This is a genomic window from Colwellia sp. BRX10-1 (assembly GCF_014077545.1).
Taxonomy (GTDB): domain Bacteria; phylum Pseudomonadota; class Gammaproteobacteria; order Enterobacterales; family Alteromonadaceae; genus Colwellia_A.
The window spans coordinates 28,108-43,739 of sequence record NZ_JACGWC010000017.1 but is presented as its reverse complement, the minus strand read 5'-3'; the positions used below and the strand labels follow the sequence as shown (position 1 = coordinate 43,739).

The window sequence follows — 15,632 nt, the reverse complement described above, 5'->3', positions numbered from 1 at the left end:
GTTTACCTCTTATATAATAGTAGAAGATGAAAGTAGTTGCTTTGCTAGCAAAGTTTGTAGTGCTTGAGCCCAACCCTCAGGACCATAATCTTGAGTACGAGTCGTTTTAAATTGGCGATAGAGTTTGGGGAAGTTATGAACGGGTGAACGAATTTGTACCGCGATATCTGCGGCTTCTAGCATTGGGCTATCATTTTCACCATCACCCAAGGCGATGGTCAGAATTGCAGGGTTATTAAAGTTTTCTCGATATTGCTCTGTTAGCCAAATTAGGGCTTGGCCTTTATCGCAGTAGCCACCGACATGAATGAACCGACCACCTTGAACAACATTGGCTCCTAGATCAATAAGATGCTCTATAAAGCTATTTTTGCTGACCTCATCACCGAACCATTGAATGGGTTCACCATATTGTCTTTGTTGAGCGCGCTTAGCTTCTGTTAACGACAGCCCTGTTATTTCGGTAAGGTCAGCAGCAGACATAGTAGAAAAACCTTGATAATACTTTTTAAATTCATCAGTTTTTTCAGCTAATAAAGTTAACCAATGCTGCCTAGGTAAACAGAAAGATTTTACCCAATAGTCTCCAACAATTTCAGTGTCAGCAGGTTGTGCTGAAAAAGTAGCTATAGGTATATAAATAGCGGCACCATTTTCAATAATAAAGGGGGTATCTAGTTTGAGTTCACGATGAATAATGGCTAATTCAGCTAGGGTTTTACTGGTATTTAAAATAACCGGAATATTTGCACATTTTAATTGCGCAAGTGTTTTATCTGCGGGCCTTGATTGATAAGTGAAGTGATCGAGTAAGGTTCCATCTAAGTCACTAAAAACAAGTGTTCTTAATGAGCTCATCGTACTTCCTTTAGAGGCACATCTTTGATTTGGCGAGCATAATCTAAGTAAAATATTGCGTCAGCAGATTGTGCGATAGTCGTGCAGCTCTGTACGCTAAGTCTCTGAAAATATTGGGTGAAGTTTAATATTTCTTCAGGAGACATTACCTTTGAATTAGCTAAGTTGATGTTTCTAGCTTGTAATTTTTGTTCTTGCTCTAATCGCCATTTATAAACACAGTCAAATGATGGTGCTTGCAGTGCTAACCAAAAATCCATGTTTTTGTACAAGGGAACATAAGCCTCGCTCAGTTGTTGATTAACGTAATTTCGCCATTCACCTTTAGCGTCATACTGCAATTCAAGTTCATTAATAGCTGACCTTAGTTGTTCTTCAGTTTGAGGCTTTACCCCCCAACACCATCCTTCTAATAAAATAATATCTATTGGTTTATCAACCACAGTCCAATGCTCTTTTGGATAGGGTTCATCGGTAGCCTTATTGAATCTAGGGATAGAAAATCCCGTTTTTTTAGCTTTTAATTGCAAAAGTACGTGCTCAAGAGTCGCGATATCATGGGTGCCTGGCACACCTCTTGTTGCTAATAATGGGTGAATATTTTCTGCAAGCTGCTGACGTTTTTTACCTGTTAGGTAAAAATCATCTAAAGACATCACCACCACATTAAGAGGGTATTGAGTTGTTAAATATTCAGCGAGAAAGTCTGTTAATGTTGACTTTCCACTACCTTGGCAGCCATTGATACCGACAAAGTACGGTGTGTTGTGTTTTTTGAATTGCCCCAATATTCGCTCAGCAAGTGGTTGATAATGCAGTCTAACGGTGTCGCTGAATTCATCAGGTAGTTTGTGTTGTTCAATAAAAGCAGAGAGCATAATTTTCACTGTAGATAATTATTCATTATTATCAGAGCTTCAAGTCTTATGCCAGATCATTAGTAAACAGTGCTTTGCTACTAATTTATTGTAATAAAAGGTTTTTATTTGAGGTTAGTGTTTTTTTGAAATGATGAGTAACCGAGGGAATTGCACTGATGTGATTAAGCGCCCCGTTTTGGTGCGGTAAAAATCAAGGGTGAAGTAGTGAGTTAATATGTCGTGCTTCAAAATATTTTGACGACAACGTTGAAGGAAATAAAGAAGTATGGGTATATAAATAGATAAGAATAAACCTTGGGTAAATAGCTAAAATTGGCAAAAAACAGTAACGGTTAATTGCTGTCTCTTGCACAAGTCTCAACAAAGTTACACTAGCTCGATGGCGTTAACTTATCTCTCAACTCATTAAGCGCTGCAACTGAAAAACCGTCATCATAAAAATAAACAATGATGCCATTTTTATCTAACAGTAATACTCGCGCGTTATTAGGGCTTTCATTTCCAGTGAAAGCTTGAACTTTATCACCGTCTTCATAAATTGTAATCACCCCTTTCCAAAGAGGTTTTGGAATACCAGCACGCATACCATTGTCGATAAAAGTACTAAACATTTTTGGGAACAATCCCTGAATAGTCGGGAGCTCATAGACATCGACTTTAGTTTCAGTCATATCTAAACCGATTAACCATCTATCGATATCGAACTGTGAATTCTGTTTGTAGCCTACTAATAATAAAGTAAATTCTTTGTTGAAATCGGCTGGAATATTGACTGTGTTTTCTTCTAATGTTTGTCCGGTAACCGCTGGAAAAGCTTTACCTGTGACTGATTGATTTGTATATTTTGTGCTACAACCTGAGGCAAGGCTGATAAACAATATCAATAAAAAAATGCGCATATATTTTTACTCGTTGGTTATTATTTTAAATTAAATCTAACACTACATACGTTAGAGTATTAATTTTAGCTCATTTTTAGTGATTTTGATCTTAACAAGTTTATTTTGCGTATTTAAAAGGCGATATAGAATACTTAAGTGGAATTTATTGATGCGATTTATTTTAATTTTATGTTTGTTTTTCAGTGCTTATGCCAGTGGTAACAATATTAATAACCAGGCCAATGATAATTCAAGTGGCAATAAGAAGGCTTATATGATTGATTTTTCAAAGCAAGAAAACGGACGCTGGCGGATAACCAATGATGGCGTTATGGGCGGCTTATCAAACGGGGAAATGATATTTGCTCAAGATCATGGTATTTTTAGCGGTAGCATCTCTCTAGACAATAATGGCGGCTTTAGTTCGGTTTTTCGTGCTGTCGATAATCTTCCACAATCTTATAAGAAACTTGTTATTAACACCGAAGGTGACGGGCAAGCCTATCAATTAAGGCTAATTATTTATGTAAATGGCTACCGGTTAGCTTATAAACATGACTTTAAAACCGTCGCTAATAAGCGTGAAAATCATATCTTCGAGCTTGCAGACTTTAAAGCAACTTTTCGTGGAAGGGCTATACCAAATGCGCCTTTACTTAACTCAGAAGATATTAAAGAAGTCGGATTTTTAATGACTAAAAAAGTCCCTGGGCAATTTTCATTATCGATATTTACACTGTCTTTTTTGAAACAATAACTTATACACTAAGGTAAAGATGAATAAAATTAATCCCAAAGCCCTCATCAATAGTAAGTGGACTAAAGTTGATATTACCAATAAAGAAAAACACTTTATTATCACTAAGGTGGAGTTTGACGAAGAACAAAAAGTAATTGCCTGTGTTATCGAAGCGGTGATGACTCACAATGAATACACCATAGATTGGCGGGATCTAAAAGTCAGTGATCAATGGCGGGTCGGCTGGAAATAAATTTACAATTAAGTCACTATGAGCCGATTTGAGTGTTTGCTTATCGCTAAAAAATTCATAGGCTAAGTGAGTTTTTATAGTCAATGTTATAAAATAAATTTACGAATCGATTTTTTAATTAATTGACTCCTTTGAGTGTCAAACGAATGTTTGTTTTGGCAAAGATATAAGGTTTCACTGACCGGTATCTCCAATGTGTGTACTTTTATCAGGCTTTGCTCAGGGAAAGCGTTTACCGCATGTAGGGGTAATACGGTAAAACCTAATCCTTGGCTAACGGGCAATAAAATCAAACTTATTTGATTAGAAAATCCTTTGTGCTTAAATTGACTTGTATGTTCAAATTCAAGGTAATTTTTACTCAATAATTGTTGTGCATGATGTTCTGAGTCAGGGTGGCTGATAAAACCTATAGAAGTAAGCACCTGCCAGTTGATACTTGTGATATCACTTGACGTCACTAAAACCAAAGGCTCAATGGCTATTTTTTTGTAGGCTAACTGTGGGCTCCTATTTAACTCAGTGAGTATCCCCAGGTCAATTTTTCGCTCAATTAAATTTTGCTCTATATTTTTATTGGGTGCAAAGGTGTAATCGATAATAAGCGCCGGATAGCGTTGCTGCATATCAAGCATCTTTGGGTATAGTTTTAAGCCGACACTGCCAGGTGTACTTATTTTAATGACACCGATAAAAGCATCATCTTGTTTAATTGAAGCTTCGATATCAGCAGATGTGTCTAATAAATCTTGTCCTTGTTGGCGTAATTTAATACCCGCATCGGTCAATGAGAAAGACTTACCCTCCCGCGTTAATAATAAAATGTCCAACTGCGCTTCAAGTTTTTTTATATGCTGGCTTACGCCTGATTGCGTCATAAAAAGAATTTCCGCTGTTTGGGTAAAATGTCCAACGTCAGCAAGCGTGCAAAATGTTTTTAACCAAATAAGATTTATCATAACAAAATGTACTCATTTATATTACAAATGATAATTTTATATACTTTATAAAGTTCACTATACTTTGTCTATCAAATTTAACGAGGTAATAAAAATGAGTAAAGCATATCCAAGAACTTTTTCCCATATCGGTATTTCAGTCCCTAATTTAGAGGCTGCTGTTGAATTTTATACTGGCGTTTTAGGTTGGTATGAAATAATGAAACCAACAGAAATCATTGAAGATGATAGCCCCATTGGCGCTATGTGTACCGACGTATTTGGTGCTAATTGGGGTAAATTTAAAATAGCCCACATGTCGACAGGCGACCGCATCGGCGTTGAGCTATTCGAATTTGCTAATCAAGAAAATCCAGAAGACAACTTTGAATACTGGAAAACAGGCGTGTTTCATTTTTGTGTGCAAGATCCTAATCTTGAAGAACTGGTGGAAAAAATTGTCGAAGCAGGTGGTAAAAAACGTATGGCAGAGCCGCGTTACTACTATCCCGGTGAAAAGCCCTATCGTATGATTTACATGGAAGACCCTTTTGGTAATATATTAGAAATATACAGCCACAGCTATGAATTAACCTATGCGGCCGGCGCTTACTAATTTAAAGTCATAGCTTATTAACACTGATGATTTAATAACCCAATAGAAAGTCATTTTCTCTTGGGTTATATCAAGATAACTTTAGCGCTTAATCCTGTCTCCTGTCTCCTGTCTCTGCACTATGCAAGCTTACCCACTGAATAAATATTGGCTAAATAACGATTATGTCGCAAGCATAATGCCTATTATTAATTTTCAACTACAATTAAACTTTCTGTAATATCATCAACAGTTAAGGTTTATTAGTGAGTAAAAAGAAACCATTACCCGTTACTTCAACGTCAAAGGATAATTTATCCGTAGACGTTAAGATGTTAACGGAAGTGTTAAATAACGTTGGCACTTGTATATTCACTAAAGATATTCATGGTTGCTATACCTATGTAAACCAGGCTGTACTGGATTTATTTAATATTAACTCAACAGATATCATTGGCTTTGATGATAGTCATTTCTTTGATTTAGCGTTATCTCAGCAACTAAAAGAAAATGATCGAAAGGTTATTAAAGAGGCTATAACTGTAGAAAATGAAGAAACAAACTTCATCAAATCCCTACAAGAAACCCGGATATATAAAACGGTTAAAAAACCCTTGTTCGATGATGCTAACAATGTCATCGGTATTTGTGGTGTATCAACAGATATAACAGCAGAAAAAAAGCTCCAAAAAATAATTAAAGCACAGAAAAAATTACTTCATACGGTACTTGATAATGTTGATGCTTATATTTACATGAAAGATAATGAGCGAACATTTAAATATGTAAACAGTAAAGTTGCTGAATTATTTGGTACGTCAGCAGAAAATATTATTGGTAAGAAAGACACTGAGGTTTTACCACTTGATGTTGCTGAGCATTTTAACCAATCTGATCAAAAAGTTTTTGATACGGGCGAAAAACAAACCATAGAAGAAACCTCAGCAGATGAACAAGGTAATGTACGTTACTATATTAGTACAAAAATTCCTTATCAACACCAAGGTGAACTTCCAACGTTAATTGGATTTTCTACCGACGTCAGTGAATTGTATGCGTTAAAAGAAGAATTTAGAAAACAAGCAAATACCGATTCATTAACTAAGCTGTATAACCGCCGCTATTTTATTGATCATGCTGAACGAGAGTTTCATCGTGCTAAAAGGCACCTTCGCATTCTATCCTTGATTGCTATTGATATTGACCACTTTAAAGATATCAATGATAGCTATGGCCATCCGATAGGGGATAAGGTGCTAATGTCAGTGGCTCAATGTTTACTTCCTTGTCTTCGACAAGAAGATATTTTAGCCCGTATTGGCGGTGAAGAATTTTCAATATTGCTCCCTGAAACTACATTGCAGTCAGCAAAGGTTGTCGCAGAGCGTATTCGACTTAATCAAAGTAATCTAATTATAAAAGGTGAGTGGCAGGGCGAAATTAAAGTAACTGTTAGTATCGGTGTTACTTGTATAAGATTTGCAGATGATAACTTTGATGATTTCTTTACCCGCGCTGACCGAGCATTATATCAAGCGAAAGACTTGGGTCGTGATCAGGTTTTTTGTTGGTAAATATTATTGCTCGAAATAATTCGTTCAACGCCTTAAGATAAAAACTGACTGTGAATTTCGCTATCAAATAAATTCTTAATCAGTAAGGCAAATTCTTTAATGAATGTTTTTTGCTCGTTAGTGACTTTGTTGTTAATAACGCCAGAGAGAATCTCTTCTAAATCATAAACAATAGCATCAACTTCTCGAATAATAGTATTGCGCTGATTAAAAGACAACGCTTCGTTCTGGCTGCAAATACTGATGATTTGTTCACTTAATTCTTGTTCAATAACGCTCATAACGGTATCTGAATCAGCACTTACTGAGGAGGAATTTTCAAATAAACTGAAATGCTCAGTCAAGTATTCGATAATATGGATGTAACCTTCAGTATCTGTAACCATTAAAAATGTAACCTTTATAAAAAAATATACCATACCTCTTATGTAGGCGTTTGATCAAGGTTGGTCTCTGCTATTTTTTCGTTATTTATAAAAACAATTTAGATTGAAATATGTCTATTAATTAGTCTTTTTTTTTATTGAAAAAGATATATTGTTGCAAACATTACTGTACGAATAAACAGACATTTATATAAATATCAGGTGGTTAGCTTCGTCTGTAAAAGTTCAAAATAACTTTGACCTAAAGGCTTGTAATATCTCCATATTCAGGCAGTATCAAGGGGTTGTTAATTAAACGAACGATTTGTTTAAAAGTTAACCTCATGATTTTAAATAATTAAAATTATAAGTTCAGGGAGAAATACTAATAATGAAAAATTCTAATTTAAAGCGAAACTTTAAACGCTCAATTGCAGCTATCGCTGTAACGACTGTTCTAGGTATGAGTACAGCATTTGCAGATACCGGTGGTCTAAAATTCCAAGTAACTGATGCAGAGGGTAAACCTGTAGCGGGTGCCGTTGTAAATGTAAGCACTTCTGAAAGTTTAGTTAGCCGCAAAGGTGTAACTGATAAAAATGGTTACTTAAGATTATCAGGTTTAGACCCATCAACTAAATATGAAGTTGAAATAACAGGTAATGGTTTTGAACCTTTTTCACGTGATAAGGTGCGTGTAGTGTCAGGTAAAAGCTTTGATGTAAATTACATCTTATCTGGTATTGGGGATAATATCGAAGTGATTTCAGTGAGAGGCTCTGTTGCAACCATTGATACTAGCTCAACGACATCAGGTATTGATTTAACTTTAGAAATGCTTGAATCTTTGCCTACTGCGCGTAATTATCAAGCATACTTACAATTAGCACCAGGTACTAAACCTTCTACAGGTGGAAACCCTTCCTCTAAATCAGGTGTTAACTATAGTGATAGTGGTGGCAGTGTAGGGGTATCTACAGATAACGTTTATTATATTGATAATATTAATGTTACCGATAATAACACAGGTACATTTGGTGCAAACTTTAACTCCGAAATTATTCAAGAACAACAAATACTGACGGGTGGTATTCCTGCTGAGTTTGCCGGTGGTGCAGGTTTAGTCTCTCGCGTTATTACTAAGTCAGGCAGTAATGAATTTCATGGTTCTGTTAACTACTACCTGCAAAATGATGGCTTAGTTGCTGATAACAAAAATGAAGATGCAAATAGTTTTTCAACCTTTGATACGGCTTTTACGCTTGGTGGTCCAATCATCAAAGATGAATTATGGTTCTTTACTTCTTATCAAGTCAAAGACCTTGAAGAAGATGTTGCTGATCCAGAAACGGGTGCACTACAACGCACGATTACTAATGAAGCTGATTTAGGTTTTGCTAAATTAACTTGGCAAGCAACTCAAAATGATCGTTTTGTTGTTTCGTACTTTAACGATCCAACAGAAATAAGTGGTTCAGCTGATGCGTCACTCTTTAATAATCGAGATAGAGCTCGAAAACAAGGTGGTGATAATCTGCATTTTGAATACTCTCATACATGGGATGATTTAATTGTTACTGCAGAATATGCTTCACATGAAGGAGAGCTGTCTAGTTTAGCCGCAGACCAATCTTCAAGAAATGATGTGGCTTATTTAGGGGGGAACCCTACGGGTCGTGATCTTTCACTCGGTGGACTCGGTTCTGACTCTATTACCAGTCGTGATGGCACTGAAATGAAAATTACTGCCGAATATTATTTAGATACGAGTGATTTTGGCTCTCATGTTATTAAAACCGGTTACTCACAAACTAAAAGTACCTTTAAAACCAGCCTAGAATATACTGGTGACGGCGCGCAATACACATCAATTCCAGGTCAAAATTCAGGTGCAACTTTTGGTAGCTATGTTAGCGATAGCTGGACAGGAACTACCGATATTTCTGATTCAGACAGTGACGTAGATGGCATTCTAGATGCGATGGTAGCAACTGATAGCGCATACTATTTAGGCCTGTTAGATTCTGATAATGATGGTGCAATTAGTCGTGCAGAATTAGATGAGATGACTTTTAATAGTTCTACGGGTAATCCAAATGGTTTAAATAATGTTTATCGCATTAATATGACCCAAACAGCTCCGGTTGAAATGTCAATTGAAGGTCAAGTATTCTTTATTCAAGATGAATGGAGCAATGATGATGGTATTTCGGTAAATATTGGCATACGTTCGGAAAAATATGAGCATATTTCATCTGCAGGCGATACGATTCAAACGTTCGACTGGGAAATTGCTCCTCGCTTAAGTGCTGCATGGGACATTAATAACGATGGGGAAAGTAAAGTCTTTGCTTTTGTTGGTCGCTACTATGATCCGATTCGTACCGACATGACAAGTTTTGCGGGTAATCTGACGGGCCCTGTTCGTGAAGAGCAAGTTTTTGCTGGTGACCGCTGGCTAACATTCCGTACACGTGGTGGTCAAAAGGGTGGTCAAGATGCCTTTTTCGCTCCCAGTATTAAAACGCCCTACACGGACGAGTTATTAATTGGTTATACGCAAGCCTTATCTGACGATATGAGTATTGATCTTACTTACACTAAGCGTGTAACCAAAGATATCATGGAAGATTATGACCTAGGAACTTTCTCAGATCCAAATAATGAAGCATTAGTAAATTCACCCTTTTACTTACCTTATTCATACTTTGGATATTCAGAAGCTCCTGAATCAAACTTTGTTATCGGCACACTGTCTGGTGCAAAACGTGAATATCAAGGTCTTGAGGCAACTTTCCGTAAACGCCGTACAGACAATTGGTCAATGCTTGCGTCCTTTACTTATAACGATGCGCAAGGTAATTCAAACTCAGATGGCAACGCTGATTACCAAGGTGATGTATTAGAGTTAGATCCAGCCGCACCTAATATGTGGGGTGATCAACCGGGTAATATTAAATACTTAGCGAAACTGGCAGGTAGTTATTATTTTGATAATGGCATTGAAGTTGGTGCTGTTTACAACTGGAACTCGGGGACACTTTATAGTACTAACTACGCTCGCGGTAGTCGTCACTTCCCGTTACGTGAAGATAATGCTTATGATTTTGGCGGTATTTCTTCACGTTGGGTTCAAGATGGTGTGGTCGCAGCTAACACTAGTGCTTCCTATGGTACTTTAGATCTTCGTGTTAAATATGTTTATGATTTTGATGAATACAAAGCAGAATTTTTTGTAGATATGTTTAATGTCTTGGATGATCAAGCAGGTGTACGTGAACAAGATCTTAAAGCGGGTGACGGTATTTATGCCTTTGGTGAAGCTATTGAATGGGTTCAACCTAGAAGACTATACTTAGGTGCGCGTCTTTCTTTCTAATTAAATGATAACTTAATAAAAATGCCAGCATCTTGCTGGCATTTTTTTTATATATCTAGATACCTCAGTTATTAACTAGGTTTATTTCATGCGTTAACTGTCGTCGCGTAGAACCTTGGCTGCTTGCTCATCTAAACTGACCATTATTTTTCTACTCAACACTTTACCTAAACATTAACGAAAATTCCCCCTTAACTTTTTAACGGGCCATGTAAATATGGGGATAAATCAATCATTGGCATTATTTCTGGGCGAGGTAAATCGTTATATTTTTTAAATCGCTCAGCCACAGAGCTGCAGTTAAATTGATCTGCATTATATAAAGTAGAACTCATTGTAGCTCCCTCAAGTGATTTATAGCTTAATTTGATTACTGATATTTGGAATATTTCAATTAATACGGATATTTTGTATAAAATATTTTTACAAAAAAGTTACAAAAAGGCTTTTTTTTTGTTTGTAGCGTCTATAAATCGATACATATTTGGATATGGTTTGGTTAATAGGTTGATTATTTCATTGGTAAACAGTTGGTTAGGTACTAATAAAAAAGTTCAAAAACATTTTTGTAATAGGGGTTGTAATATTTCTATATTCAGGCAGAATTAATGGATATTGTTACCTAATGTAACAATTTGTTGAAATATTCAAAGAATTTAAAACAATAAATATTTAAACTATAAGTCCAGAGAGAAACACTAATATGAAAAATTCTAATTTAAAGCGTAGCTTTAAACAATCAATTACTGCTGTAGCAGTAGCGATGTCATTGAGTGCAGCAATGCCTGCAATGGCAAATAACACAACAGGTTATATTACTGGTAGTTCTATTAGCCAAAGTGGTCAAGTTCTTGGTTCAGTTACAATTAAAATTGTAAACAAAGAAACTGGTTTAACCCGCTCTGTTGTTTCTGATAGCGAAGGTTCTTTCCGCTTCCCGCTTCTTCCTCCTGGAATGTATGACATTACAGCAATGAAAGATGGCTTCCAAATCACAGCTCAAAAAGATGTTAAAGTTGGTATGGGCGGTAAAGTTAGCCTTAACATGACTCTAGCTGCTGATGATATTGAGCGTATTGAAGTTACTGGTTCAGCTATTGCTATGGTTGATATCACAAGTTCAAGCACAGGTATCGTTGTTGATACTTTAACTCTTGATAGAGTACCTGTTGCACGTGATTTCACTGGTGTTGCTTTATTAGCACCGGGTACAACTAAAGGTGATTCTGCTTTTGGTAACAACCCATCTATTGGTGGTGCATCTGTAGCTGAAAATGCTTACTATGTGAATGGTCTTAACATTACTAACTTCCGTACAGGTGTTGGTTCTAGTCAACCACCATTTGAAATGTATGATACATTTGAAGTTAAAACTGGTGGTTACTCGGCTGAATTTGGTCGTGCTACTGGTGGCGTAATTAACGCAAAAACTAAAAGTGGTTCAAACGAATTTAAAGCTGGCGTAAATGTTTACTACGAACCAGATGCTTTAAGAGAAGATAAGCAATCACAAAAACGTGATGACGGTACTTTACGTATTGATAACACTGGCGATGAGAATGACTTCTACGAAGTTAACTTATGGGCAAGTGGCGCTATCATCGAAGATACTCTTTTCTATTACGCACTATACAGCCCGCGTAGCGATGAATTTGAATACAACGGTGGACAAGCTTCTACTCCAGATGGTATTGCACAAAGTTTATACTCACAAAAAGATGATGATTCTTTCTGGGGTGCAAAAGTAGATTGGTATATTACTGAAAACAATATCCTTGAAATCTCAGCTTTCTCTGATCAAAGTACTACAACTACATTGAGAACTGATTATATTGGTTCTACTGGTGCTGAACCAAAAGAAAGTTTTGAAGACAATGGTGGTTTGAACTACACAGCTAAATTAACGTCTATTATTACTGACGATTTTTCAGTATCAGTTCAATACGGTATCAATGAAACAGACCGTACAGCTGGTAGTGTTTTAGATGCTAACCCAGCTATTTACCGTAACTTCACTAGAACAGGAGCGTTTGTTCCTGGTGGTAACTTTGCTAACTTTAGCATTGGTGAAGGTGATGATCAGCGTCAAGTTGTTCGTATCGATGCTGATTGGTACTTAGGTGATCATGAAATACGTTTTGGTGTTGATAAAGAATCACTAACGGCAAACCAACAAACAATTAACTCTGGTGGCGCTTACTACTTATACGTAATCGGTGAAGATGATACTACGATTGATTATGTACGTCACCGTACATACAGCAGCGGTGGTTCTTTTGAATCAGAAAACTTTGCATACTACATTCAAGATCAATGGCAAGCTACAGACGATCTAGTTATTAATGCTGGTATTCGTAACGATTCATTTGAAAACAAGAATGGTATTGGTGAATCTTTCATTAAACTTGAAAACCAATGGGCATTACGTTTAGGCGCTGTATACGATGTTATGGGCGATGGCGAGTCTAAAATATGGGCAAGCTACGGTCGTTACTATCTTCCAATCGCTGCTAACACTAACATTCGTTTAGCCGGTGCTGAAACTTATGTTCAAGATTACTACAACTACGACGGAATGAGCAGCGATGGGTTAGAAGTTCCTAACCTAACTGGTGGTACTTACACTGGTCGTCCTCAAGATGTATTCTCAAACGGTGATGTTCCAGAAGCAGGCGCAATCGTTGATTCAAGCATCGACCCTATGTATTCAGATGAATTCATTGCCGGTTACCAGTTCCAGTTAAATGACGAATGGAGCATGGCAGTTCAAGGTACTTACCGTGAACTAGCAACAACTATTGAAGATGTTGCAATCGATTTTGGTTTTAATGAATATGTTAATCGTGAATTCGGTTCAGCTTGTACTGAATGTACAGGTTTCCATTACTATGTACTAACTAACCCAGGTACAGACATTACTGTAACAACTGACCCTGATGGTGATGCTGGTCCTTTAGCTAATCAAGAATACACTATTCCTGCATCTGACTTAAACTACCCTGAAGCTATCCGTAAATATGCTGCTGTTGACGTAACTGTTAACAAAGAGTGGGATGGCAAATGGATGTTAACTGGTACTTACACTTGGTCACATAGCTGGGGTAACAACGAAGGTTTAGTTCGTTCAGACAACGGTCAAGATGACGCTGGTTTAACAACTAACTTTGACCAACCTGGTTTATTAGATGGTGGTGATGGTAACTTACCAAATGACCGTCGTCATTCAGTTAAAGTATTTGGTTCTTACCAAGTTACTGATGACTTGAATATTGGTGCAAACTTCTCATGGCAAGCAGGTAAGCCAAGAAGTGCATTTGGTATTCACCCAACTGATATATTTGCTCAGGCATATGGTTCAGAGTCTTTCTACAAAGGCGGTCAATTAGCTAAACGTGGTTCAGAAGGTACAACAGATTCTCTTTGGAACCTTGATTTAACGGCTAGTTACGACATTGAATTTGAAGACTTTGACTTAAATCTTCGTGCAGATGTTTTCAACGTATTTAACAATGATACAGCATCTGAATTCGACGAGATTTATGATGATGAATCTAGAACTGATTTCAATGAAGACGGTTCAGGTAACTACTTTGTTAGCCCAACTTACGGCTTAGCACAGAACTGGCAGACTCCACGTTATGTTCGTTTAAGCGCTTCAATCCGCTTCTAAAAATTGTTTAAACAATAATTTAGTTGTTAAAAAACCCGCTACTTAGCGGGTTTTTTTATGGTTAATATTTAACAAGCGATATTTATTGTTCACTGAACTTTAACGTTTGCTGTATTTATATAAGGGTAAATGCCAGACATTAAAAATTAGAGGGCGTTAAATGAAACGCTTACCTATAAATAGCAGAGAATAAATAGTAAGGGTTAATCCCTTTCAGTCGTCAGCGATGCTTTAAATACTAGTTCAGGAAAAACTAATCATAATATAGGAAAAGGATAAGTTCTTATTCGAACCAAAGGATCCGATTTCAGTGCCAAAATAGAAAGGCTGAGCACCAATGAAAGGTGTTTGATATTTGTAATCGGTAATGTGACTAATGTCATGGAGTAAAAGGGAGGACTATGCAAAGTAATGTTATTGTTGTAAAAATTTAGCGAGCAGGGCTTTATTTCTGCTCGCTATAACCTAGCCCATTGATGGGTTGTTGAACAACAATTAGGCTGCTACGTTGGTACTTTCAAATATCTTATCTGCAGAAGCCGCAACAAAACCAGCATATAGCTCGCCAGAATCTAATGGGTATCGCTTAGCAAATTCATAAAAACAGCTAGGGATTTCTGCTTCTCCATCTGAGAATTTAACAATAGCTTTATCTGCCATGGTTGACGATTGTTCAAGTTTAACGATTGAGTCGCCTTTGATTTCACCGCCGGTCGTGTTTAATAAAAACCCACCTGCTTTAACGGCGATATTTACCTCTTCAATAGTCGAAAAGTTATCTAGGTGATTGATACTGACAGTAAAGTGGTTTGCACGGTATCCCCAAGCAGCCACCCAAGCGGCATATTCACTCTCTGCTAACAAAGTTTGGTACTCTGCTTTGCTTACTTGCCAATGTGTACCAGAATACAAGAAACTACTCTGTGCAACCTTCTCATCGTCTATAGCACTAACCATTTTTTCGATAATGTTTTGAACATTAACTGAGAATTCTTTGACGCGTAATTCACTGATAAAAACTTTTGGCAAGCTCGCATCACTGTGTTCAAAATGTTTTGCATTAAGTTTTTTGCTTGAAAAGTCATATTCACCAGAATATTTATAACCTAGCGCTATTAAGATAGCGGCTAATTTATCTAAATTTACCTTCGCACTATCAAAGGTTCGATAAGCAACATGATCGTTGATTAAATCGCCTCCTGAGCTGAGTAAATGATGAATTTTATCGGCAGAAGGCGTAACTTCAATATAGTTTTGCCAAATGTTAGTAAACAAGTCAGTAACTTGCTGGTGTTGAATTGAATTAATATTTGTCATGTAAATATCCGTAGTAGGAGTAGGTAAAATTAGTGACTAATGAATAGTTAAAGAGAGGCGTTCATTTTAAAAGGATTTATGAGAATGCGAGTCACTGCTAACTATTCAGGCTGAATGGCTAGATTTGATCTATATTCTTAAAAAAGCTGGGACGAAGCCCAGCTTTGATTATTAACTTATTA

The 15,632-nt window shown here is 36.8% G+C and carries 13 protein-coding genes; 6 read left to right on the top strand and 7 right to left on the bottom strand.

The genetic code is table 11. The features are described from left to right. Positions 1–9: 9 nt before the first annotated feature. From H4J75_RS13700 to H4J75_RS13690, 3 genes are all read right to left on the bottom strand, one after another. Entirely contained in the window at positions 10–858 is an 849-nt protein-coding gene (locus tag H4J75_RS13700; RefSeq protein ID WP_182213815.1) for a mannosyl-3-phosphoglycerate phosphatase, read from the bottom strand. Continuing rightward, positions 855–1,736 carry a kinase gene (locus H4J75_RS13695; RefSeq protein WP_182213813.1) on the bottom strand — a complete coding sequence of 294 codons (882 nt, stop codon included), beginning with the start codon at positions 1,734–1,736 and terminating at the stop codon, positions 855–857. Before H4J75_RS13695 ends, H4J75_RS13700 begins: the two co-directional genes overlap by 4 nt. Before the next feature lie 374 nt (positions 1,737–2,110). Next, on the bottom strand, positions 2,111–2,638 hold the full coding sequence (locus H4J75_RS13690) for a hypothetical protein (protein ID WP_182213811.1): 528 nt from the start codon (positions 2,636–2,638) through the stop codon (positions 2,111–2,113). Positions 2,639–2,789: 151 nt separating this feature from the next. On the opposite strand from H4J75_RS13690, the gene H4J75_RS13685 reads away from it, so the two are divergent. After that, positions 2,790–3,377 carry a CIA30 family protein gene (locus tag H4J75_RS13685; protein WP_259364801.1) on the top strand — a complete coding sequence of 196 codons (588 nt, stop codon included), beginning with the start codon at positions 2,790–2,792 and terminating at the stop codon, positions 3,375–3,377. 19 nt (positions 3,378–3,396) lie between these two features. After that, the gene (locus tag H4J75_RS13680; protein ID WP_182213809.1) at positions 3,397–3,612 is read left to right on the top strand and encodes a TIGR02450 family Trp-rich protein; all 216 of its coding nucleotides are present in this window, start codon (positions 3,397–3,399) and stop codon (positions 3,610–3,612) included. A gap of 86 nt (positions 3,613–3,698) precedes the next feature. Here H4J75_RS13680 and H4J75_RS13675 read toward each other — a convergent pair whose 3' ends face one another. Further along, the gene (locus H4J75_RS13675) at positions 3,699–4,571 is read right to left on the bottom strand and encodes a LysR family transcriptional regulator (protein ID WP_182213807.1); all 873 of its coding nucleotides are present in this window, start codon (positions 4,569–4,571) and stop codon (positions 3,699–3,701) included. 94 nt (positions 4,572–4,665) lie between these two features. Between H4J75_RS13675 and H4J75_RS13670 the strand changes: the two genes are divergently transcribed. Both H4J75_RS13670 and H4J75_RS13665 read left to right on the top strand, forming a co-directional pair. Next, complete coding sequence (locus H4J75_RS13670) at positions 4,666–5,166, top strand: lactoylglutathione lyase family protein (RefSeq protein ID WP_070375692.1); 501 nt, start codon at positions 4,666–4,668, stop codon at positions 5,164–5,166. A gap of 245 nt (positions 5,167–5,411) precedes the next feature. After that, positions 5,412–6,719: a GGDEF domain-containing protein gene (locus H4J75_RS13665; RefSeq protein ID WP_310733532.1), complete on the top strand. Its 1,308-nt coding sequence runs from the start codon at positions 5,412–5,414 to the stop codon at positions 6,717–6,719. A gap of 32 nt (positions 6,720–6,751) precedes the next feature. On the opposite strand, the gene H4J75_RS13660 is transcribed toward H4J75_RS13665, so the two are convergent. Next, positions 6,752–7,105 carry a DUF3802 family protein gene (locus H4J75_RS13660; protein WP_182213806.1) on the bottom strand — a complete coding sequence of 118 codons (354 nt, stop codon included), beginning with the start codon at positions 7,103–7,105 and terminating at the stop codon, positions 6,752–6,754. A 370-nt stretch (positions 7,106–7,475) separates the two neighbouring features. Here H4J75_RS13660 and H4J75_RS13655 point away from each other — a divergent pair, with 370 nt between their 5' ends. After that, entirely contained in the window at positions 7,476–10,463 is a 2,988-nt protein-coding gene (locus H4J75_RS13655) for a TonB-dependent receptor (RefSeq protein ID WP_182213804.1), read from the top strand. A gap of 191 nt (positions 10,464–10,654) precedes the next feature. Here the strand turns inward: H4J75_RS13655 and H4J75_RS13650 are convergent, their stop codons facing one another. Further along, positions 10,655–10,798, bottom strand: a complete 144-nt coding sequence (locus tag H4J75_RS13650) for a hypothetical protein (RefSeq protein WP_182213803.1) — start codon at positions 10,796–10,798, stop codon at positions 10,655–10,657. A gap of 368 nt (positions 10,799–11,166) precedes the next feature. Between H4J75_RS13650 and H4J75_RS13645 the strand changes: the two genes are divergently transcribed. Then, positions 11,167–14,133 (top strand): TonB-dependent receptor, encoded by a 2,967-nt coding sequence (locus tag H4J75_RS13645; RefSeq protein ID WP_182213801.1) that lies wholly within the window; start codon positions 11,167–11,169, stop codon positions 14,131–14,133. Positions 14,134–14,628: 495 nt separating this feature from the next. On the opposite strand, the gene H4J75_RS13640 is transcribed toward H4J75_RS13645, so the two are convergent. Continuing rightward, positions 14,629–15,450, bottom strand: a complete 822-nt coding sequence (locus tag H4J75_RS13640) for a DUF1338 domain-containing protein (protein WP_182213800.1) — start codon at positions 15,448–15,450, stop codon at positions 14,629–14,631. Between the last annotated feature and the right edge of the window lie 182 nt (positions 15,451–15,632).